The sequence below is a fragment of the Gluconobacter sp. ESL1110 genome, from assembly GCF_058107395.1.
On the sequence record NZ_JBYLUK010000007.1, the window covers coordinates 172051 to 195262 of the forward strand.

Annotated in this window: 15 protein-coding genes; 4 read left to right on the forward strand and 11 right to left on the reverse strand. The window is 55.0% G+C overall.

All coding sequences use genetic code 11. The annotated features are described in order from the left end of the window. Positions 1-2: 2 nt before the first annotated feature. The 4 genes from AC3B6F_RS04845 to AC3B6F_RS04860 all read right to left on the reverse strand — a co-directional run bounded on the left by AC3B6F_RS04845 (position 3) and on the right by AC3B6F_RS04860 (position 7430). On the reverse strand, positions 3-2195 hold the full coding sequence (locus tag AC3B6F_RS04845; protein ID WP_489823559.1) for a TonB-dependent siderophore receptor: 2193 nt from the start codon (positions 2193-2195) through the stop codon (positions 3-5). Positions 2196-2329: 134 nt separating this feature from the next. Further along, the gene (locus AC3B6F_RS04850; protein ID WP_211567787.1) at positions 2330-2803 is read right to left on the reverse strand and encodes a flavin reductase family protein; all 474 of its coding nucleotides are present in this window, start codon (positions 2801-2803) and stop codon (positions 2330-2332) included. 93 nt (positions 2804-2896) lie between these two features. After that, positions 2897-3736: an aldo/keto reductase gene (locus AC3B6F_RS04855; RefSeq protein ID WP_489823560.1), complete on the reverse strand. Its 840-nt coding sequence runs from the start codon at positions 3734-3736 to the stop codon at positions 2897-2899. Between the two features lie 61 nt (positions 3737-3797). Then, positions 3798-7430, reverse strand: coding sequence for a PAS domain-containing protein (locus AC3B6F_RS04860; RefSeq protein ID WP_489823561.1), 3633 nt, complete (start codon positions 7428-7430; stop codon positions 3798-3800). A 175-nt stretch (positions 7431-7605) separates the two neighbouring features. Between AC3B6F_RS04860 and AC3B6F_RS04865 the strand changes: the two genes are divergently transcribed. Then, a complete protein-coding gene (locus AC3B6F_RS04865; RefSeq protein ID WP_489823562.1) occupies positions 7606-8400 on the forward strand; it encodes an SDR family NAD(P)-dependent oxidoreductase in 795 nt (264 codons plus the stop codon). A 58-nt stretch (positions 8401-8458) separates the two neighbouring features. Here the strand turns inward: AC3B6F_RS04865 and AC3B6F_RS04870 are convergent, their stop codons facing one another. From AC3B6F_RS04870 to AC3B6F_RS04880, 3 genes are all read right to left on the reverse strand, one after another. Beyond that, complete coding sequence (locus AC3B6F_RS04870) at positions 8459-8647, reverse strand: YqaE/Pmp3 family membrane protein (RefSeq protein ID WP_061930297.1); 189 nt, start codon at positions 8645-8647, stop codon at positions 8459-8461. A 68-nt stretch (positions 8648-8715) separates the two neighbouring features. Further along, positions 8716-10869, reverse strand: a complete 2154-nt coding sequence (gene glgX, locus AC3B6F_RS04875) for a glycogen debranching protein GlgX (protein ID WP_489823563.1) — start codon at positions 10867-10869, stop codon at positions 8716-8718. A gap of 62 nt (positions 10870-10931) precedes the next feature. Then, positions 10932-11087, reverse strand: a complete 156-nt coding sequence (locus tag AC3B6F_RS04880) for a hypothetical protein (protein WP_489823564.1) — start codon at positions 11085-11087, stop codon at positions 10932-10934. Between AC3B6F_RS04880 and glgA the strand changes: the two genes are divergently transcribed. Genes glgA through treZ form a run of 3 tightly spaced genes read left to right on the forward strand, consistent with a single transcriptional unit; the run spans position 11086 to position 16716 of the window. Then, positions 11086-12726: a glycogen synthase GlgA gene (glgA, locus tag AC3B6F_RS04885; RefSeq protein WP_489823565.1), complete on the forward strand. Its 1641-nt coding sequence runs from the start codon at positions 11086-11088 to the stop codon at positions 12724-12726. The genes AC3B6F_RS04880 and glgA overlap by 2 nt on opposite strands. 12 nt (positions 12727-12738) lie before the next feature. Then, positions 12739-14940 (forward strand): 1,4-alpha-glucan branching protein GlgB, encoded by a 2202-nt coding sequence (gene glgB, locus AC3B6F_RS04890; protein ID WP_489823566.1) that lies wholly within the window; start codon positions 12739-12741, stop codon positions 14938-14940. 18 nt (positions 14941-14958) lie between these two features. Further along, the gene (gene treZ / locus AC3B6F_RS04895; protein WP_489823567.1) at positions 14959-16716 is read left to right on the forward strand and encodes a malto-oligosyltrehalose trehalohydrolase; all 1758 of its coding nucleotides are present in this window, start codon (positions 14959-14961) and stop codon (positions 16714-16716) included. Here the strand turns inward: treZ and AC3B6F_RS04900 are convergent. The 4 genes from AC3B6F_RS04900 to xdhA form a co-directional block, all read right to left on the reverse strand. After that, positions 16713-18254 (reverse strand): glucoamylase family protein, encoded by a 1542-nt coding sequence (locus AC3B6F_RS04900; protein ID WP_489823568.1) that lies wholly within the window; start codon positions 18252-18254, stop codon positions 16713-16715. The genes treZ and AC3B6F_RS04900 overlap by 4 nt on opposite strands. Positions 18255-18402: 148 nt before the next feature. Beyond that, positions 18403-19227 carry a xanthine dehydrogenase accessory protein XdhC gene (gene xdhC, locus AC3B6F_RS04905; RefSeq protein WP_489823569.1) on the reverse strand — a complete coding sequence of 275 codons (825 nt, stop codon included), beginning with the start codon at positions 19225-19227 and terminating at the stop codon, positions 18403-18405. A 2-nt stretch (positions 19228-19229) separates the two neighbouring features. Next, positions 19230-21557, reverse strand: coding sequence for a xanthine dehydrogenase molybdopterin binding subunit (gene xdhB / locus AC3B6F_RS04910; protein ID WP_489823570.1), 2328 nt, complete (start codon positions 21555-21557; stop codon positions 19230-19232). After that, positions 21550-23010, reverse strand: coding sequence for a xanthine dehydrogenase small subunit (xdhA, locus tag AC3B6F_RS04915; protein WP_489823571.1), 1461 nt, complete (start codon positions 23008-23010; stop codon positions 21550-21552). Before xdhA ends, xdhB begins: the two co-directional genes overlap by 8 nt. Positions 23011-23212 lie beyond the last annotated feature (202 nt).

A 23212-nucleotide genomic window follows, 5' to 3' on the forward strand; every position in this document is an offset into this window, starting at 1 on the left:
CGTTACCAGCGATAAGACAAAGTGACGAAAACCGCCCGTCCGGGCGCCCATGCACAGGCAACCGAGCGGGTACAAACGGCGACGTAATGCCGGTTTGCAATATTCGTACCGTTAAACTGGACGCCAAAACGCTGGTAATCCAGATGAGCCTGTAAATCCCAGACAAGCTGGCTTGGGACCGTAAAAGTCTCGGGAAGGGCTCCAGCCGTGTTACCAGTATAACGAACGCCGCCTCCCACGCCCGTTACCCAGTTTCTGTTCAGACGAAAGTCACGCTTTAGAAACAGGGAAGCCATATGAGACGGGATCGCAACCGGACGCTGGTTTTTCTGCGCCTCGACGGTCGTTTTGGTAATCCTCGGGTCCTGGTAAGTGAATGACGCCATAAAGTCGATCCTGTATGGCAGTCGCCCTATTCCTTCCGCTTCAAAGCCCCGCGTTCTCTGCTCACCCGTCTGAATGTCATACGTTGAATCCGCGGGGTCTGTCGTCAAAACATTGGTTTCCACAAGATTAAAGAAATCCGCCGTCAGCATGAAGTCCTCCCCCACGCCGTGTGGTGGCCTGTACTTCAAGCCAGCCTCAATCTGCCGTCCGCGTGTGGGAACGAATGCCGTATTCTCACGCGTTGTTCCAACCTGAGGCTGAAAAGACGTCGCATACGACACATAAGGCGCCAGCCCGATACTGGATTTATAGAGCAGGCCGACCCGCCCGGTGAAAGCATTGTTTTGCTGTGGTGTTTCACCACCGGTCAGATTGTTTACAGTCAAACTCTGCGTAAAGTCTTCACGACCGGAAAGCGTCAGGTAAAAGTGATGCCAATCTGCCTGCTCCTGAACATAAATTCCTGTCTGGGTTTCCGTCTCATTGGTATTGGTCCTGGTCCCATAAGTTGGCCAGCTAATCGCACGGTAAACAGGAGTGTACAGATCTATAGACGGAGCTGCTTTCTGCCCACGCCGGTTTGCCAGAAAATCACTTCGGAAATCCACACCCGCCAGTACCTCATGCTTTATGGGACCAGTGCCAAATTTCAGATTTGAGCGCGTATCAAGTGTTACATTATTATAGTTTGCAGATTGTCGGAGTGCCTGCCTGGTCAGCGTACGCTGATCGGAAGACAGAGCGACAGACGTCACGAACCGATAATCCAGATCCAAATGCGCGTAACGCATATTCTGACTAACAGTCCAGTTGGGGGTTAACTTGCGGGTGACGCTATAACCAATCGCAACCTGGCGCTTTGAATACACATCATAATCTGCGTCACTGCTCAGAAAACTACGGGCAATATATCCATATCGGCTCGCAGAAACCGTACCGTTCGCGGGCAAAAACTGTGCTGTTGAACCTGCATCAAGCTGTTCATAGCTTGCCAGAATTGTGAAATCCGTCTTGTTATCCGGATGCCATCGCAGCGATGGCGCTACATACACTTCATTGTTCTTGATGTTTTTTGCGTATGTATCCGACTTGCGCAAAAGCCCGTTAAACCGCCACAAAAGCGTCTTTCCGGAATTTATCGCCCCACCCACGTCTGCCGCGCCCTGTACACGACTATAAGAGCCCGTCTGGAACGCCACCTGACTCTGCTGATCTTCACGCGGTCGCTTGCTCACGGCATTTATAATGCCGCCAAGCTGACCTGAGCCATATAATGCCGAGGACGCACCGCGCAGCACGTCCAACTCTTCAAGCCCCCAAGGCTCTATACTGAAGGACTGGGAAGACGCAGCATCTGGCGTACGCGTTCCATCCAGGTAAATATCTGGTGAAAAGCCACGAATAGTCCCGAAATACCCTCGTGGATCGTCTTTGGACCCATAGTCAGAAACCCCGGCTGCGTAACGTACGGCGTCGGAAATACTCCGCGAATTGAGCATAGCCATACGAGCCTGCGTAATAACCGTCAGGTTCTGGGGAACATCTTCCAAAGGCGTAGAGGTTTTCGTCGCTGCTGCCCCACTTCCTGCGAGCAACCCCGTATGGGCTGCCCGCACCTTCAGGCGCTCTTCGCGGATTGCAATGGAAGACGGACCCGTCTGTTCAAGTGGAACGGTAGAATTTTGATGGTTTTCCTGAACATGAGGATGCTTTGCACGATCCTGTTCAACCTCCTGCGCACAGGCCAGACCTGAAGGCACACCAAGCAATATCGTTGCACAGGGAATAAGACACGACCGTACCCGCACCGCACAATCTCCGAAAAGGCGAGCGGTGAGATAACACTAATGATAATTATTCTCAACAACAAAAAGGAAGGAAACCCCTAACGTTTCCACAATTTCCATCATACGTCCCAGAAGCTATCGAACGAGACGCTCGATTACGTCTCGATCCCCAGCTGGCCTTGGAAATACAGCAACGGAGCCTCATCCCGAACCTCGATGCTGGTGGGACGCGCCATAAAGAGCGCATGAGTGCCCCCCTGAAACGTCTCGACAAGCTCACAATGCATCTGCACCAATGCGCCATCAATGAAGGCCGTTCCGTCTTCCGACCGCACCACGACGTCCGAACCGAACTTGTCGGCGGTGCGGCTGGCAAAGAGCATGGCCACGTCTTTGTGGCTGTTGTTCAGGATACTCAGCCCGAAACGGCCAGCCTCGGCAATCGCTTTGTAGGTCGAACTGCCACGATGGAGGCAGATCAGGAGCAACAGCGGGTCAAGGGAAACTGACGTCAGAGCGCTGATGGTCGCCCCCTGTTCTCCTTCGCTTCCTTTGGCCGTCACAACAGCGACACCTGTTGCGAAATGGGACATGGCCCGGCGAAAGTCCTGCTCATTCAGTGTCGTCATGACAACTCTCCTGCCATCGTCGAAATCTTTGACCTCCGCACCCTTACAGGAGAACTGCAGTCCTCACCAGAACCCTAACGGAAACACCCGGCCTCAGAAGCGCGCGGTCATGGGATGTGCGCCCATACGTCCGTCTTCCCGGTCAAGCGCCGTAATAGCTGCCATATCGGCATCATCAAGCGAGAAATCGAAAACATCCAGATTTTCAGCCAGACGCTTCAGATTTGCTGATTTCGGAATCACGATAAATCCGCTTTGCAGGTGCCAGCGAATGATAACCTGCGCCGGTGTTCGTCCAACGTGACGGGCAACTGCACCAATGGTCGCATTCTCCAGAAACTGCCCCTGCCCCAGCGGACGCCACGCCTCTGTGCGAATGTTATGCTGTTCATTAAAGGCGCGAACCGCCTTCTGTTGAAAGAACGGATGAAGTTCAATCTGATTGACGGCTGGCACCACTCCCGTAGCATCCATAATCCGCTCCAGATGCTCAGGCTCGAAATTTGATACGCCAATGGATTTGACGCGTCCGTCTTTCTGCAAGGCCACAAGCGCCTTCCAGGTCTCAACATACTGTCCCTGCTCAGGCATGGGCCAGTGGATCAGATAGAGGTCGAGAACCGGACGACCCAGCAGGCGGCAACTTTCCTCGTAGGCACGGATCGTCCTGTCATATCCCTGCTCGTCATTCCAGACTTTCGTCGTGACAAAAACGTCCGGAGAACCAGCCAGACCTTCGCCAACACCGGCTTCATTCCGATAAAGCCGGGCCGTATCAACAGAACGATATCCAAGCTTTATCGCCTCACGAACAATATGAGCAGTTTCTTCGGGAGGTGTCTTCCAGACACCAAGACCAAGCTGCGGAATCACGCACCCGTCGTTGAGGGTAATGCGTGTCTGGTTGTCCATGTAAGAAACCGCATCAGTCATGAAAAAAACTCCCTGCCGAGTATCAATGCTTTTTATCGAACGCCTTTTTGTCGATCCCGGTTCAGACCTGTTCGAGCAGATGATGGAGCTTGCGAAGAAGCGCATCCGTACTGAAAGGTTTGACCAACAACGCACATCCAGGCTCCAGCAGCCCTTCATCAAGGATGTTCTGCTCGGCGTATCCAGTAATGAACAGAACTTTCAGACCAGGAAATTTTTCTCTCATCCGGACTGCAAGCTGTCGACCATTCAATCCGCCAGGCATACCAATATCCGTAATCAACACATCCGGCTGAAGCGCAGGAAGACGATCCGCCAGTTCCATAGCAGAAATTGCATCCTCTGCGGTCAGAATCCTCGCCCCCAGATCTCCGACGACATCACTGACAATCAGCCGGACAGCTTCTTCGTCATCCACGATCATGACCAGCTTCCCGGACATCCACGATGGGCTGTCCAGTGACAACGCGGAAGCGGCCTCCACAGCAGAAACCCGTCCAACCGGGCCATCATATCGTGGCAGAAAGAGACTGACGGACGTCCCCTCACCAAGCCGGGACAATAGAGACACACCGCCGCCAGACTGGCGGACAAACCCATAAATCATACTCAATCCCAATCCTGTCCCCTTACCCTGCGGCTTGGTGGTAAAAAAAGGATCGAAAGCCCGTTTCGCTGTTTCTTCAGTCATGCCACAGCCATCGTCTTCCACCCGAAGACGGACGTAATCTCCGGGTGACACACCGACTTCATACGCAGCCATACTTCCCAAAGAGGCATTGCTGGTTGAAATTCGAAGCAGATTACCTTTCTCCTGCATGGCGTCGCGCGCATTAATGCAGATATTCAGAATGGCATTTTCAAGCTGATTAGCGTCAATCCGTGTTGTCCAGATTTGCGGAGCCAACGTAAAACCGAGCGAAATGGCTGGCCCGACACTGCCCTGCAACAGGGTTTCCAGACCACTGACCAGTTCATTGACATCTGTCGGCACTGGATCAAGTGGCTGACGGCGCGAAAATGCCAACAGGCGATGCGTCAGGGATGAAGCGCGACGAACGGCGTCCTGCGAAGCCGTGAGATAACGTTCCAGACCGCCTGTCCGACCCTGCGACAGGCGCATCTCCAGAAGTTCAAGACTCCCGCCGATCCCGGCCAGAAGATTGTTGAAATCATGCGCCAGACCGCCTGTCAGCTGACCAACAGCTTCCATTTTCTGGGACTGGCGCAGTTGTTCCTCCAGATCATTACGCTCGGTAATGTCGCGCCCTACACCATAGATACTGTCGCCTTCATTATTGAAGTTCCAGTTGTAGATCCGCCACGTCCCGTTGCGATGCAGCATCCGGACATCCAGCCCAAGATCAGACCAGGATGAACTTTGATGCGACCGGTCAAAAGCCTCACAAACCGCAGCCTGATCGTCGGGATGACACAACGCATCAATCCGCAGACCAATCAGCCCTTCCTGCGCATAACCCAAGGCCCGCAACCAGGATGGACTGACAGCAAGGTAGTGCCCACTCCGGCTGATGATAACAAACAGATCCTTGGCGATCGTCCAGAGGCGATCACGTTCCCGCGTGCGCTGGCGGATACGTTCCTCCAGCATCACATTCATTTCCCGAAGCTGCTGCTGCGTCTTAGCCTGACGCATGGCAGCATGGGTGCGGTCCGCAACAGCGCGGGTGAAAACAATTTCCTCTTCAGTCCAGACATGGGGAACGGACGCATAAACGCACATCACACCAACAAGACGTCCGAATTTGAAAAGCGGGACATTCAGGATGGCACGAATACCCAAAGGCCCGAACCGCTCCGACCGCCCTGCCGTCATCGGGTCCTGCTGCACGTCGGCAATGGCAATTGTCCGGCCCTGGGCCAATAACGGCCCATAATCTCCATAATCCCGAAAACTATGGAAACCCCGAACAGACACACGCTGCTGGAGATTGATGCCTTTGCCCAGACCCGCTGTTCCAGCAGGACCGATCAGCAGACCGGTGCCCGCTTCATCAACAGCGCCATAAGCCGCACAGGACACAGCAAGCTCCCGACACAGAATTTGTGCGGCAACGCCTTCCATTTCATCTGCAGTTTCCAGCGCACGCAGACGATCACCAAGCTCCACAAGCGCGATCTGTCGAAGCGACTGCCGTTTGCTCTGATCAATATCGAAAACGATACCCGTAAACCGGATCGCTCGCCGCTCATCATTCAGATCACAACGCCCGTTACCCTCAAACCAGCGAAGACCGCTCGGCGTCTGAACTCGGAATTCAAAATCACATTTCCCTCCCATCCGCACGGCTTGTGTTATGGCCTCGGCAACAGAGGCGCGATCATCCTGATCGATCGCATCATAGAACGCGGTAACCGGTACACCCTGCTGAAGGGCCTGAGTATCCAGACCCAGGGTTTCTGCCAGTCGGGCATCCCCAATCACCAGACCCGAGTTATCGTCCCAGACCCAGGTCCCAGCGATGGCTCCAGCATCAAGCGCAAGCTTGAGTCGCACTGCGGACTGGTTCACTTCCGTCAGGTCGCGCCCGATCGCCAGCAGTTTCTGGACAGCTCCGTCTTCATCAAAGACCGGCGTGATAGCCACATCCCAGAAGCGGCGATTGCCCCGCATCGTGGTTGCATACCCCTGGAAACGGCCGGTCTCACCCGCAATCGCAGCATTGACGGCCTGCACCGCCCGCGCCCGTGCCTGTGCCCGCCAAAGATCAACCCATGGAATACCGTGCAGGATAATCGGACTGTCCAGTTCCATGGCGCGTATCCCGCCTTCGTTGACAAAACGAATACAGCCTTCACGATCAAGAATATGAATGCAGTCTGGAGAGCTGGACAGAAGCAGCCGGGTAAATGCCTCGCTGGATCGCAAGGCTTCAGCAGTCATGGTGGCATTCGACAGGTCGACAATGACACCGACGCAGGACAGCTCCTCTCCGGCTGTCTTCTCATCATCCATCCAGGCACGCATGAGCAGATGCCGAACCATGGTCGGGCCATGCTCATGTGAAACAATGATCCGAAAACGGAGTTCGCAGCTTCCTTCCTGAAGGAGCTCTTCCTCCGCGACGGTTTCGTAGGCTTTCCGGTCCTCGGGATGAAGGCAACTGTAGAAAGTCTCCAGAGACAAACCATGCGCCATCTGCGCGGAAGGCACACCCCAGATCATTGCAAAACGCTCATCCCCGGAAACGGTACGCTTCACAAGATTGGCCCGGAAAAAGCCCATTTCTGCGGCTTCGGCCATGCGTTTGACGCGACGCTCCAGCCTTCTGAGCTGATCCGCCATGACGACCGGGGTCCGGTCCGGTTCAGGTCTGAAAATGTCCTGCGCATACTGCTCACACAAGGCACGAACATTCTCCAGACCTGAACCGGCCTGGCTGACACACAGCCACACTTCCGGAGAGCCCGTATGAACAGACAAACGACAGGTCGAGGAGGATTTTAGAGAAGATTTCAGAACTTCCAGACGGGTCTCATCCCCCGCAGAAGCCAGAAGCCATTCCTGCCCACGGGCCTGCGCCAGAAGAAGAGCCGCACCACCCCCAAGAGTGGCGGCGAGCGCGAGGCAATGATTGATAGAGGACGTCTGAAAAGCCGCGCGGGTCTGACGCATTTCCGAAGACAGAAGTCTTTCTTCGTTGGCCAGTTGTCCCTCTTCGCTGCTCATCATGCATTTCCTCAGTCAAGTCCTGTCCATGGACAAGACAGTACTGCCCTTCAGTCTAACAGATCTAGGTCGGGACGTCCTGTGACCGTATGCGTCCTTTGGCACAAATCCCATGCGACTTTGCCGGGGGTAAGACGTTTCTGCCGTCACGAACATTTCATTAACAGGAGATTTCATCATGCTGGGTCTTGATCTGAGCGGCAGAACAGCCCTTGTGACCGGCTCTACCGGCGGGATTGGTCTGGCCATTGCCCGTCGACTGGCAGAAGCCGATGCCACAGTTATTCTCAATGGCCGCAAACAGGATACGCTCGACGGCGCTCTCGAGACCCTGCGCACGCATGTTCCCGGCGGGAACTTTCGCAGTGTGGTTGCGGATGTTGGTACGGCGGAAGGCTGTGATGCCCTGATCGCAGCAGAAAGCCAGGTGGATATTCTTATCAACAATGCGGGCATTTTCGACCCGAGCGACTTTTTCAAAACGACCGACGAAAGCTGGCAGAAGCTGTTTGAGGTCAATCTCTTTTCTGGAGTACGCCTCGCCCGTGCGTACATGCCAGGAATGAAAGAGCGGAACTGGGGACGCGTTCTATTCATTGCCTCTGAATCCGCGTTCAATATCCCCGTTGAAATGATTGACTATGGCGTCAGCAAAACAGCCATGGTGGGATTGGCGCGTGGACTGGCCAAGGACATGGCAGGCACAAATGTAACGGTGAATTCGATCCTGCCCGGCCCGACACTGTCAGAAGGCGTTGAAGCCATGCTGAAAGCTCAAAATCCGGAGAGCAGCCAGCCTGTTGCTGAACTGGGTGCCGACTTTGTCAAAAAACATCGCCCCAGCAACATCCTTCAGCGGATGGCTACTGTGGATGAAGTGGCCAATATGGTCGTTTATGCAGCCTCGCCTCTTGCATCAGCAACAACGGGAGCCGCCTTGCGCGTAGATGGTGGTACAATCGATACGATCTGACGTTCTCAAACAGCGCATAAAAAAACCGGGCCTTTCAGGACCCGGTTTTTTTTTGGCTTCAACCGCGTCGGGCAGCGGCAATTTTCTGATCAGTGCGATACTGACTGAGTGCATAGACAGACCAGATGGCTGCCGGAATCCAGCCAATAACCGTTACCTGAAGGAACAGGCAGATGATTCCCGCAAAGGGGCGACCAATGGTAAAAAACTGAAGCCAGGGCAGAAGAAGTGCCAGAATAAGACGCATGAAATGTTCCTTTCCTTTTGACGGGGTGAACCATTGTTCGCGAGGAACGCCTCAGATGCAACACTGGCTCAACTGGTCTTCCCCTCTTTGCAGTCTCCCCCGTCCCGGCAGATCAGTTCCAGCAGAAGCACGGAACGCCCCGTGACGACATATTCAAACTTCTGTTCAAAAACTTCCTGTTCCACAGCAGCGCCTGCATCTGGTTGATTGGTATCCAGCAGAAGCTTCCAGCGCCCCTCACCTGTTTCCGGCAGAATGAAAGAAACAGAGTCTTTCCATCCATTGAGCACGACCAGAACCGTCGCATCAGAACCGCGCCGCATGATACCACTGCGTTGGCTCCGACCGTCGATCATAAGCCCGAAACACTGATCATGCTGCCAGTCTTCCGGCATCATCAGCCCTCCCGTTGCCGTAACCCAACTCAGTTCCTGAACATCCAGTTCCTTGTTGTAGGCTTCCGTCAGAAACCGGCTGCGATGCAGGATCGGATACCGATGACGCAGTTCTGTCAGACGCTGCACAAAAGACTGAAGCCTCTTGCCTTCATCGCTAATGTCCCAGTGCAGCCAGGAAATTTCATTATCCTGGCAATACGCGTTGTTGTTACCCTGCTGTGTCCGGCCAAACTCGTCTCCCGCGACAATCATTGGCGTTCCCTGAGACAAAAGCAGGGTAGACAGCATATTCCGGCATTGACGCCAGCGAACGGCATTGATGTCCGGATCGTCTGTCGGACCCTCAACCCCATAATTGTAAGAGCGGTTGTCCGGTGAGCCGTCCTTCCCGTCTTCGCCATTCACTTCGTTGTGGCGTTCATTATAGGACATGCAGTCCATCAGCGTAAAACCATCATGCGCCGTGACGAAATTCACGCAGGCCCATGTCCGACGGCCGCTATGATTGAAACGGTCTGGACTGGCTAGCAGCCGAGGGGCTAACGCACCGGATTTTGCCTCGCCTCGCCAGAAATCACGTGTTGTGTCACGGAAAACATCATTCCACTCAGCCCAACCCGGGGGAAAATTCCCAACCTGATATCCCCCTGGTCCCACATCCCAGGGTTCTGCAATCAGTTTGACATGAGAGAGGATCGGGTCCTGCTGGCAAACACGCAGGAAACTCGAGTCCTTATGGAAACCATCATCTTCACGCGCAAGTATCGTTGCAAGGTCAAACCGAAATCCATCAACACCCATTTCCTCCACCCAATACCGCAGACTATCTGCAACAAACCGGATGCAGTTCAGATGCGTCAGACTGAACGTATTTCCCGTACCCGTTTCGTTAATGTAATGTCTTTTACTATCCGGCATAAGACGGTAATAGGACGCATTGTCCAGACCACGGAAAGAGAGCGTTGGCCCCAGTTCATTGCCTTCTGCCGTGTGGTTATAAACAACATCCAGAATAACCTCGAGACCTGCCTCGTGACAGGCCCGAACAAGCGCTCTGAATTCCTGAGCCGCATTGTCTGGTTCGGATGCATAATGACTTTCGGGAGAAAAGAATCCGATCGTATTATAGCCCCAATAATTGCTCAGTCCCTTGTCCGCGAGAAATTTGCTGTTCACAAAACTCTGAACTGGCAGGAATTCAACTGCCGTCACGCCCAGATCTCGAATATTTTTCAGCAATGTCGGATCAGACAAACCTGCATAAGTTCCGCGAATTTTTTCAGGAACCTGCGGATGAAGTTTCGTATAACCCTTCACATGCATTTCGTAGATGACCGTATCCGTCCAGGACGTTTGCGGCCTCTCAAAATGCTGCGGCGTCGGATCAATAATAATGCTTTTAGGGACGAAAGGCGCACTGTCTTCTGAATTGAAGCTCAGATCCTTGTCAGCATGGTCAAGCACATAACCGAAAAGTGCCGGATCCCATGTGAGATCTCCATGAAATGCACGGGCATACGGATCAAACAGTAATTTATTCGGATTAAATCTGTGCCCTTCATCCGGCTCATACGGTCCATGAACACGATAGCCATAAAGCTGCCCTGGCTTCAGATCAGGAACCCAACCATGAAAGACGTGATCCGTATATTCCGGAAGCTTGATCCGGTCTGTTTCCCGCTTGCCATCGTCATCAAAGAGACACACTTCGACCGATTTCGCGTGGGCCGAAAAAACTGCGAAATTGACCCCGTCATTTTCAAACATGGCTCCCAGACGATTGGGAGAACCTTCCTGTAATCCCTTCTGGCGCGAACTGCTCATAGTCATTGTTCCAGAAAAGACGCGCGCCGGTTTTCCTGCCCCATGGCAGAGCCGCGCAGCCTTCAGATCCGTAACGCGGCAAGAGCCTCTGAAAGAGGCGATAACTTATCCGTGATACCGTTTCCAACACCCCCTGTCAGGCGTTGTGCCATCAGAAAGCCAAAAATCAACAAACGTCCCTGAATAACTGGGCCGACAGCAAAAAGGGTGTGTGCCATGCTCCAGAATACGCCCACCTCGACAAAACGGGAGTTACAGCTCCTATCGGTCGCTGCCGAGATGTATCCTTTCATCAAAACGGGCGGACTGGGAGACGTTGTTGGCTCTTTGCCCGATGCTCTTGAGAAGCAGGGCGTCAGCACACGAACCCTGTTACCAGGTTATCCGGCTGTTCTTCGCGCTCTCTCCAACAGAGAAGAAATAATCCGGATTGATAATGTTCTTGGACATACAGTGACGATCCTGTGCGGAAGAACAGAGGGCAATACCGTTTATACTCTGGATGTCCCTGCACTCTATGATCGGCCGGGCAATCCCTACCTTGAACCTTCCGGACAACCCTGGAGCGACAATGGCATCCGCTATGCCGTTCTGAGCCGCGTTGGAGCTTTGATCGCCGCGGGACTGCTCCCAGACTGGAAACCTGATGTGGTTCTGACACATGACTGGCACGCCGGTCTTGTGGCTCCCTACCTCCATTACATGGAACACACGACACCCCCGGTCGCGCATGTCATTCATAATCTCGCGTTTCAGGGGCTCTATCCTTATGACATGCTCCAGACCTTTGGCCTGCCTGACGATGCCTTCATGCCTGACAAACTTGAATATTACGGGCAGATCAGCTTCATGAAAGGAGCGCTTCAGCTCTCCGACCGACTGATCAGCGTCTCTCCAACCTATGTCGAAGAAATCCAGACACCGGAAGAAGGCATGGGGCTGGATGGCGTTCTACGGGCGCGTTCAAATGTTCTGACAGGCATCCTGAATGGTGTGGACCTTCGGGAATGGAACCCCATGACGGACCCGTCTGTATTCTTCCCGTATGCCGTAGGCGACATTATCGCGCGCCGCGCCAACAAACGTGTCTTCCAGGCAGAATTTGGTCTCCCGCAGAAAGCGGACGCCCTCCTGCTCGGAATGGTCAGCCGCCTGACTACACAGAAAGGTGCTGATCTTCTGGCCCGGCTGGCTCCGCGTCTGTTTCAGGAGAATATCCAGCTTGCTGTGGTTGGCACAGGTGACGAGGCCATCATGCAGGAATTTGCAGCACTTCGGAGCCGCTACCCTGACAATTTCGTCTGCCACCTTCGGTACAGCGAAGTGCTGGGACACAGACTGCATTCTGCCGTAGATGCTTCCCTGATTCCATCGCGGTTTGAACCCTGTGGCCTGACCCAGTTTCATGCACTCCGCTACGGATCAATTCCCATTGCCGCACGTGTTGGGGGACTAAGCGATACGATCATTGACGCCAACTCCGCTGCGGTTTCGGAAGGCGTCGCAAACGGCATCCTGTTCTCTCCCACCACGGAAGACATGCTGTATCTGGCTATCCGTCGGGCTCAAACCCTGTTCCGCCAGAAAGCCGTTTGGGCACGGATGCAGCGCAATGGAGCCCTCCATGATGTCTCGTGGAATGGGAAGGCTGCTCAGTACGCTCAGGTACTACACGAAATGTCCGGATACGAAACAAAAACCACTGATACGGGTACCGATATCGCCCCCCGGCGCGCAGATCCTGCTTCAGCACGCCCCCGTCTGTCTCGCCAGGTCGCCCGCATGCCCCGAACATCCGGTGGAACGACCATATCTTCTCTTATTCCCTTTTCACCCCGTACGGGCACCGGCCCCTGAAAGTTTTCCCCTATGCACGCTCGTACGGTCGATCCAGCACTGCAAAACATGATTGACACCCTGATGACGGGTCAGTGCGGCGATCCTTTCGCAGTGCTGGGGCGTCATCGGGATCATCGACAGGATATCGTCAGAGTCTTCTACCCTGATGCCGTAGAAGTGCATTTGATGATCCAGCAAGCTTCTGGCCAAACTGTTGAAAAAATCATGCGCCGAATTGATGATCGGGGACTTTATTCAGCGACATTACCACGCTCGGCACACTATTTCCTGCGTATCCGCTGGGCCGATGCCTGGCAGGAAACACATGATCCTTACAGTTTCGGTCTGCTGTTAGGGGATATTGATCTTTACCTGTTCTCGGAAGGAAAGCATCAGCAGATCGATCGTATGATGGGCGCCATTCCCATGACGGTGAACGGTATAGAAGGCGTGCGTTTTGCCGTCTGGGCACCCAATGCCCGGCGCGTCTCGGTTGTCGGTGATTTCAATATCTGGGATGGCCGCAGACACTGCATGCGCCTTCGCCATGGATCAGGCATCTGGGAACTGTTCATTCCTGGCGTCCAGGCCGGAGAACGATACAAATACGAAATAGTATCCCATAGCGGAAAAGTACTTCCTGCAAAGGCGGACCCATATGCCAAGGCGGCGGAACTCCCGCCGGCCAATGCCTCCGTTATTGCTCCTCCAGATGCATTTGAGTGGCACGATGAGGAATGGATGGCTGCTCGCCCTTCTCGACAATCCAATACTGCCCCCCTTTCAATCTATGAAATTCATGCGCCCTCCTGGCGGCACCCTCAGCATGGTCGTGAGATCATCAGTTGGGACGAACTGGGGGATACCCTCATTCCGTATCTTCAGGATCTCGGCTTTACCCACCTGGAACTCCTGCCTATTGCGGAATATCCATTTTCCGGCTCCTGGGGATACCAACCTCTCAGCCTGTATGCCCCAACAGTCCGTCATGGATCCCGTGCACAGTTTGCCAGGTTCGTTGACCGCTGCCACCAGGCAGGCCTGGGGATTATTCTGGACTGGGTTCCCGCGCATTTCCCAGCCGATCAGCACGGTCTCACCCAGTTTGATGGAACGCATCTCTACGAGCATGCTGACCCGCAGGAAGGCTACCATCAGGACTGGCATACGCTCATTTACAATTACGGACGCAACGAGGTCTGTGGCTTTCTGGCAGGAAGCGCTTTGCACTGGCTGGAACAGTTCCACATTGACGGTCTGCGTGTAGATGCCGTCGCATCCATGCTCTACCGGGACTACAGCCGCAAAGATGGGGAATGGCGCCCCAACATTCATGGCGGCCGCGAAAATCTTGAGGCCGTCAATTTCCTGCATCATCTTTCGGAAACACTCCATGAGCTGCATCCAGGCACACTCCTGATTGCAGAGGAGTCAACATCATGGCCTGGAGTGACTGCACCAGCCCGAACTGGTGGTCTCGGTTTCGATTATAAATGGAACATGGGCTGGATGCATGACACGCTGCGCTACATGCAGCGCGATCCACTCTGGCGCGGCTACCACCCGTCGGACCTCACCTTCGGGATGATCTATGCCTATTCTGAGCGTTTTATCCTGCCACTGTCGCATGATGAAGTCGTTCACGGAAAAGGCTCTCTGCTGGGCAAAATGCCGGGAGACGACTGGCAGAAACATGCCAATCTTCGCGTACTTTATGCCTTGATGTGGGCTTATCCAGGTCGCAAACTCCTGTTTATGGGCGGAGAAATGGCCCAACCACAGGAATGGAATCACGACGGGGAACTCGCCTGGCATCGTCTTTCAGACCCGCTCGGACGCGGTGTTCATGCCTTGATCCGTTCCCTCAACTGGCTCTATCGGCATCTTCCAGCACTTCATACGCTTGATGATCGCCCCGAGGGTTTCCAGTGGCTGATCGCGGACGATACACAGAACAGTGTGTTTGCCTGGGTCCGATACACCCCCAATGCCCCTCCAGTGCTCATTGTAGGAAACATGACGCCCGTTCCACGTTGGGATTATCGCATTGGCGTTCCATGGGGTGGCCCATGGCAGGAACTGCTGAATACGGACGCTGATATTTTTGGCGGTAGCCATCTGGGCAATCAGGGTCAGGTTTATGCGCAGGATATTCCTTCTCATGGACTGGACCATTCTGTCAGCCTGACGCTCCCTCCTCTGTCTGTTCTCTATCTTTCTCCCGCCTCCTGAAAAACAAGGGGTCATTCCATGTCTTCATTCAGGTTCAGGAACTGCTTTGGTGCAGAACTTATTGCTCCGGACAAGACGCGTTTCACACTCTGGGCACCCTCCTGTGATAGGGTCGTAGTCGAGGTGGAAGACCTTGCTCCCATCACCATGCGCCGCCATTCAGACGGAACGTTCACTGCCGAGGCGCCCTGTGGAGCCGGAGCACGCTATTTCTACAGGGTTCGGGACGAAATAACGGTTCCAGATCCTGCAAGCCGCTTTCAACCCGATGGTGTGCATGGCCGCAGCGAAGTTCTGGACCCGGACACTTACGACTGGAAGCATCCGGACTGGAAGGGACGTCCGTGGGAAGAAACGATCATTTACGAGACGCATCTGGGCCTTGAAGGCAATTACGAAGGCATGAAAGCGCGCCTTCAGGAACTGGCCGATCTTGGCATCACGACTGTTCAGTTCATGCCTGTCAACAGTTTCAGCGGGCATTGGAACTGGGGTTATGATGGCGTGCTTGTCTACGCACCCACTCCGGCCTACGGACGCCCGGATGATCTCAAAGACCTGATCGATCATGCCCATTCACTGGGACTGATGGTCTTTCTGGATGTCGTTTATAATCACTTCGGGCCGGACGGAAATTACCTTCTGGAATATGCCAAAGGCTTCTTCGACCCCCGGTATGATACACCATGGGGCGACGGCATTGATTTCCACAATCCCATCGTGGCGGATTTCTTCATCGACAATGCGCTGTACTGGCTGATGGAGTATCGTTTTGATGGTCTGCGCATTGATGCTGCATGGGCCATTACGGATCGAAAATGGTTCTATAAGCTCCAGAGCAGAATTCATAAGACCGTCGAAAAAGGACGCCACGTCCATCTCATTCTTGAAAACGAGAACAATGATTCAGGCCTGTTGAGGGATGGCTATTCCGGGCAGTGGTGCGAAGACTGGCACCATACCCTGACCGTCATGTTGAGCGGCGAGGACAAAGGTTTTTTCCAGCCTTTCCATACAGAGACAACCGCTCTTCTCAAACGCGTCCTGACGGAAGGCTTTGCCTGGCAGGGAGAATATTTTCCACCCCGGAAAAAGGCACGCGGCACACCCAGCAGTGACCTTCCTCCCACCAAGTTCGTCACGTTTCTCCAGAACCACGATCAGATCGGCAATCGTCCGCTTGGGGAGCGCCTGATTACTCTCTCAAACCCTGATGCCTTTCAGGCCGCTTACGCTCTGTTGCTGTTATGCCCCATGACACCCATGCTGTTTCTGGGCGAGGAATGGGGTTCCACAACACCCTTCTACTTTTTCTCGGATTTCCATGGAGAAATTGGCAAAAAAGTCATTCTCGGTCGTGAGGAACAGTTTGCGGAATACTGTAACCTGACGGATCCGGAGATCCTCAAGACACTTCCCAATCCCATAGACCCGAAAACCTTCAGGCTTTCCAAACCGGACAGAAGCCAGCGAGATTCCCCAGCGGGACAGGCCTGGCTGGCCATGACAAGGGAACTCCTGTCGCTCCGACACTCGAAAATTACGCCCTATCTGAAAGGCGCTTATAGTGCAGGCGCCGACATTCTGGGAGATAAGGCTGTCGTGGCGCGCTGGACGCTGGCAAATGGCAGTCTGCTGACGATTGCCGTTAATCTTGGAAAAGAGAATGCCTCTTTCACAGACCCGGAAACGGTTTTCTACGACACCGCTTCCGATCGCCGTCCCGGCACGCTTCCTGCTGAAAGTTTAGTCGCAGGACTGGATCGTCCTCTTTAAAGGGGACGATCGCTCCTGCTGGACGCAGTCTTCTCACTCAACCAGCCTCCCTGAAAGCCTGCGCGTTGCAAACCATCACGCAGGTAAGGGTTCTTCTTCATCACGTCCCATACGAAACCGCTGCGCCAGTTTTCGAGCATCAGCAGGATTGGCCCCTGATCAATGCCAAGCTGCTGCCCATCTACCCAATAATCGTTCTTGTCCTTGAAGGACGGATTGAAGGAATCCAGGAAGCCATACTGGTTATAGATCCGGTTTCCATAGCGCTTTTGCATTTCTTCAAGAGCAGGAAGTGCAATTTCCGGTGCAAAAGCAATGGATCCGCCGGCCGCAGTCGGCGCAATCGTTCCATCATCCAGAATGTAATCGCGTCCGGCCCCACGCGCACTGTACGCCAGATAATGACGCGGCTTACCGTCATAATCCTGATGCGCGTCACCCGGTCCATCGCACGCCGTCAGGCCCCAGATATTCGCGCCATAATCTTTCCAGTCGCCTGGATTGGCCTGTGCATAGGCGCGTTGCGCATACACGGCTTCACGTCCGTTCTGGAAATAATCATCATTATGCTTGCGATTGAAGTCATCCTGAATGCCACGGAAGTCAATCCAGGATTCACTGTACTGATGACCAAACATCGGCGCGAAATTCAGAAGCTGATGCCCCTGAAAATCCCCCCACTGCCCATCATAAGTCGCAGTCCACGTCTTCCATGTGTCGGCAGGCAATGGATGCGTCGGGGAAGCGATGGCCAGAAGGTAGATGATCAGACCTTCGTTATAGCCCTTCCAGTCCGTCGTGATGAAGTTGTTAGGCGGAGACCAACCCATGCTGAGCCAAGGGCCATGGGCTTTCATCCATGTCCAGTCAATCCGGCGATACAGACGATCCGCAATGTCGCGGATTTCCTTTTCCTTCGCATTGTCCTGATCATAGTAGGACTGTGCAAACAGAACGCCGCCCATCAGAAGTGTTGTGTCTACGCTTGAAAGTTCGGACCAGTCCGCGACGCGCAAACCCGTGTTCGGATCGAGGAAATGGTAGAAAAAACCCTTGTACCCGGATGCGCCGGACACCCTGTCATTCTGTGGCAGACTGATGAGAAACCGTAGCGTCGTCAGCGTGCGGTCCACCGCCTGATCGCGGGTAACATAACCGCGCTCCGCACCGATCCCGTAGGCCGTCAGCCCGAACCCGACACTGGCGATACTGGCTGCACCATTGGGAAGCGGCGAACGATCCGGCACCAGCCCGTTTTTCGGGTTGGCTGTATCCCAGAACCACCGAAATGTCCGGTGCTCCAGATCTTCCACGAAGGCCTGATCGGCCTTCGTCAGTGACGCTGGCTTATTAAGCTGCGCCACCACCGTGTTCGCTGCGAGAGCTGCTCCTGAAGAGAGTGCCAGATACACAACCCCTGCCGCCGCCCCGGTTCTGAGAAGACGGGAAGAGGAGGCACAGAACTTTTGTCCTGCACGTCGTGCTGTCGAGAGAAACCTGTTGCCCGGCGCAGGCTGCATTCGAAAGTCAGTGCTCATGCGCTCAGCATAAGCGTAGACAATGCATCACTTGAACGTGGAGTTACATCACAACATCGTGATGATTTTTACCCGCAGAAAACTGCCGATATTAACGAATACGATTGGCTCCAAAATTCAAGAACCAATACTATTTTGCAAGCTTCCGTTACACGCCCGATTCCCGCTCGACGGGGGAAACTCCCTCTCCCAGAAACCGGGCCGCAATTTCTGCCGTAACAAAAGCAGCAATCATTTCAGGTCTTTTGTCCCGAACGCCAAAATCCCCGATCGGGCAGACCAGTTTATCGATCTGCTCCTGCGGAATATCGATCGCTCGGAATGCACTTTCAAAACGCTTGCGCTTCGTCCGGGAGCCAATCATGCCAACATATCTCAGATCGTTCCGGGCCAGCGCAGCACCCGTGATCAGAGCATCCAGCGTATGGCTCTGCGTCAGAACCAGAACGCCAGATCCAGCTGGCACGGCATCAAGAACGCTCTCCCAGTCAGACGTCACCTGCGCGTCAACGGCTGGCGGAACCGGTCCGAATTCATCCTCCCGGGCATCCACCCAGATGAGTTGCAAAGGCAGTAGTGCGAGCGATTTGGCCAGAGCCCTGCCAACATGTCCTGCCCCGAACAGGATCAGCTGAGGCAGCCCCTCCCGCTCTTTCCACGCCTCACGTTCAAGCGCCTCCATATCTACGACGCGCTCGATACTGACGGTGACTGCGCCCCCACAACACTGATTGATAGCCGGGCCCAACGGAATATGTCGCTCAAGACGCTCCCCGCCCTCTATCAAAAGAGTACGGGCCTCTGCCATGCAGTCCCACTCCAGACGGCCGCCGCCAATCGTCCCAACCTGCTCGCGCGACGTCACCAGCATGTAGGCCCCGGCTTCACGCGGAGTAGACCCTTTAGCGACCAGAACCGTAATCCTGGAGACTGCCTCCCCCGCATCACGCCAGCGACGGATGGCTTCCAGCATGATCAGTCGATCTCGCCACGCAGGCTCATGGCAGTACGCAGAACCCGTTCCGGCGTGGCGGGCGCATCAAGCTGAGGGCAGGTCTTGTAGTCATTCAGGCTGGCGAGAGCGTCCGAAATGGCCTGAAGGACGGCCACACCGTGCACAAAAGGAGGCTCCCCAACGGCCTTGGACCGGAAAATCGTCTCCTCCTGGTTCGGAGCATTTTCCAGCAGTGCCACATTGAAAATCCGTGGCCGATCGGAACAGGCCGGGATCTTGTAGGTGCTGGGGGCATGTGTCCGCAGACGACCCGCAGGATCCCAGACCAGCTCTTCCATCGTCAGCCAGCCTGCGCCCTGCACGAAGCCACCTTCGATCTGCCCGACATCAATATCCGGATTCAGAGACTGCCCGGCGTCATGGAGAATATCCACGCGGTCCATGGTGTTTTCACCCGTCAGCAGATCAACGGATACTTCCGCACAGGCTGCACCATAGGCGAAATAAAAGAATGGACGTCCCCGCCCTGTTGCAGGGTCCCAGGAAATCTTGGGCGTTTTGTAAAACCCATTGGACGAGAGGGAAATACGTGCAAAATAAACCTGCCAGGCCAGTTGCTGGAAAGTCATGACATCTGACCCGACATGCACGCCATCTGGCAGGAACTGCACGTCTTCTTCCGCGACATTCCACTTTTCAGCGGCAAACGCGATCATGCGGCGCTTGATCTTCGTAATGGCATCCAGAACTGCCATGCCGTTCAGATCTGCCCCGGAAGACGCAGCCGTTGCAGACGTGTTGGGAACTTTGCCCGTTGTGGTAGCCGTAATACGCACCCGATCGGACGTCAGCCCGAACTCACGCATGGCAATCTGCACCATTTTCGTGTGCAGACCCTGCCCCATTTCTGTCCCGCCATGGTTCACCTGCACGGAGCCATCCGTGTAGACATGAACTAGCGCACCAGCCTGATTGTAATGTGTCGCCGTGAAAGAAATGCCGAATTTTACCGGCGTCAGGGCAATCCCGCGCTTGATGTATCGACTGGTTTTATTGAAAGCGCGGATCTCTTCCTTGCGCTTTGCATAATCACAGCGCCGTACCAATTCCGTAACGATTTCCCGACTGATCGAATCTTCCACCGTCATATGATACGGCGTGACGTTCCGGTCTGTCGTTCCATAAAAATTGCGCAACCGCACCGTGACCGGATCAAGTCCCGTCGCAAACGCAACTTCCTCAATCACCCGCTCCGCCGCGACAATACCCTGCGGGCCACCAAACCCTCGATAGGCCGTGTTGGACTGCGTATTGGTCCTCAATGGTTCAGAACGAAACCGTACGTCCGGATAGAAATACGCGTTGTCAGCATGAAACAGCGCACGATCTACGACAGGGCCGGACAGATCGGCAGACCAGCCACAACGGGCAGCCAGAACCATATCAACCGCCAGAATGTCCCCGTCATCCGTGAAGCCGACATCATAATCTACGACGAAATCATGCCGCTTGCCGGTCATCATCATGTCGTCGTCACGGTCCAGACGCATCTTGGCAGCTTGGCCGGTCAGATCAGCCGCAATGGCCGCCAGACAGGCCGCAGCATTGGCCTGCGTTTCTTTGCCACCAAACCCCCCACCCATCCGGCGCACTTCCGTCGTGACCAGATGATGCGGCCGGCCCAGAACACACGCCACCAGATGCTGCGTTTCAGACGGATGCTGCGTGGAAGACCAGACACGCATTTCCCCGGCCTCACCTGGCTGAGCCAGAGCGGCCTGCCCTTCAAGGTAGAAATGCTCCTGCCCGCCCATCGTGATACTGCCAGACAAACGACGCGGTGCGGCAGCCAGTCCGGCCTCCACATCACCGCGCTTCATGACGAGCGGACGCCAGACCAGATCGCCGCCAGCTTCCCGCGCCTGAGCGACGTTCAGGATAGCGGGCTTCTCTTCATACTCGATCTTCGCAAGCCGGACGGCCTGACGGGCAGCCTGACGGGACGTCGCCACCACGGCAAACATCGGCTGGCCCCAGTAATAGACATGATCCGTGGCCAGTAGCGGCTCATCATGCGCATGCACCGGGCTGATCTCGTTCTCGCCCGGAACATCTTCGGCCGTCAAAACCCGCACCACACCGGGCGCAGACCGCACCGCACTCAGATCCATGGAAACGATCCGCGCATGAGCCTTGGTGCTCAGCCCCGGAACGACATGCAACATGCCTTTCGGTTCAGGCATATCGTCAATGTAGTTTGCGCGCCCTGTCACATGCAGGATCGCGCTTTCATGCTTCATACTGGTCGAGGCAGCGCCCTGAACCAGCATCTTGCGAGCCTCAGACATGCGCCAACCCTCCGGTGCGGGCCAGACGCGCCTGTGGGCCGCCCGTCGTTTCCTCAAAGAAACGCGTCAGCAGATTGGCGGCCACTGTGCGACGGTACCAGTCTGTAGCCCGCATGTCGGTCAGCGGTGTGAAGTCCTGTGCGATGGCAGCACGTGCCGCTTCAAGTGCCTCTTCATCCCAAACACGTCCCAGTAGCGCAGCTTCCGCCTGCTCAGCCCTCTTCGGGGTTGCAGCCATACCGCCATAAGCCAGACGCACGGACGTAATCACGCTCTCAGCATTCCGCTCCATCATGAAAGCCCCCAGAACGGCGGAAATATCCTGATCGAAGCGTTTGGAAATCTTGTACGCCCGAAACTGTGCACTCTGCGGGGGAACCGGAATAGTTACACCTTCCACGAACTCGCCAGGACTACGATCCTGCTTTCCATAGGCAATGAAATAGGCTTCCAGCGGCAAAGAGCGACGCTCATTGCCCAAACGCAGATGAAGCGTGGCTCCAGCCGCAATGAACATCGGCGGCCCGTCCCCGATCGGAGAGCCGTTCGCGATATTCCCACACACCGTCGCGCTATTGCGGACTTGCGTTGAACCCAGACGACGGATCATCTCCCCTGCATCCGGCAATAGTTCTGCAATGCGGGACTGGGCTTCCTGATAGGTCACGGCAGCCCCGATTGTGAGGCCTTCCGCTGTTCGTTCCATCCGGCGAAGTTCTGGCACGCGGCCGATGGCGACAACATGCCGAAGCTGCCGCATCCCTTTCGTGACCCACAGGCCAACATCCGTAGCCCCTGCCACAATGGTCGCATCGGGGTTCTGTTCCAGCACTTCCGCCAGGACATCCACATTCCCCGGAACTGTCAGCGTCCCTTCCGGGCCGGAAAGCTGCACGGTTTCACCATCATTCAGAGCCACCAGACGCTCTGTAATGGTCTGAACCTGTGCATCAAAACGATCAGGCCCCGCGGTCATGGACTGTTTCATCGCCCGAACGATGGGTGCGTACCCCGTACAACGGCAGAGGTTTCCCGCCAGCGCGTCATCAATCTTCGCATCGTCATCCGTAGCACCCGGTGTTTTGCGATAGGCGGCCATGGACATGACAAAGCCCGGCGTACAGAAGCCGCACTGGGAACCATGCTGCTCAACCATTGCCGCCTGAACCGGGTGCGGAGCGTCCGGTGTGCCAAGGTCTTCAATCGTATAAACCTGCGCCCCGTCCAGCATACTTACAAACTGGATGCACGCATTGACCGCGCGCCAGACAAGCCGGTCCTGTTCCAGCCGAACGACCAGAACCGTGCAGGCACCACAATCCCCTTCATTACAGCCCTCTTTCGTTCCAGTCCGGCCACGCTCACGCAGCCAGTCCAGCAGGGTCAGTGTCGGAGAGACATCCCCAAGTACGATGCGGTCATCGCCGAGATAAAACTGAACGGCCTGTCTCATCACACCTGCCCCCCTGAACAAGAAGTCTGTACTGAAAAAAGAAGAAATTCTGGCTGGACTGGCAAAATGCGACCCTGAAAAAGCGAGAAACCCCGCACACGGAAAGGGGAAGATTAGCAGACTCCTGCACTATCTGGGGTGTTGCCGTCCAGTACCAAGATACGCATAGCGCGTTGCTTTTTCGAGAGCACATTTCCTCAAA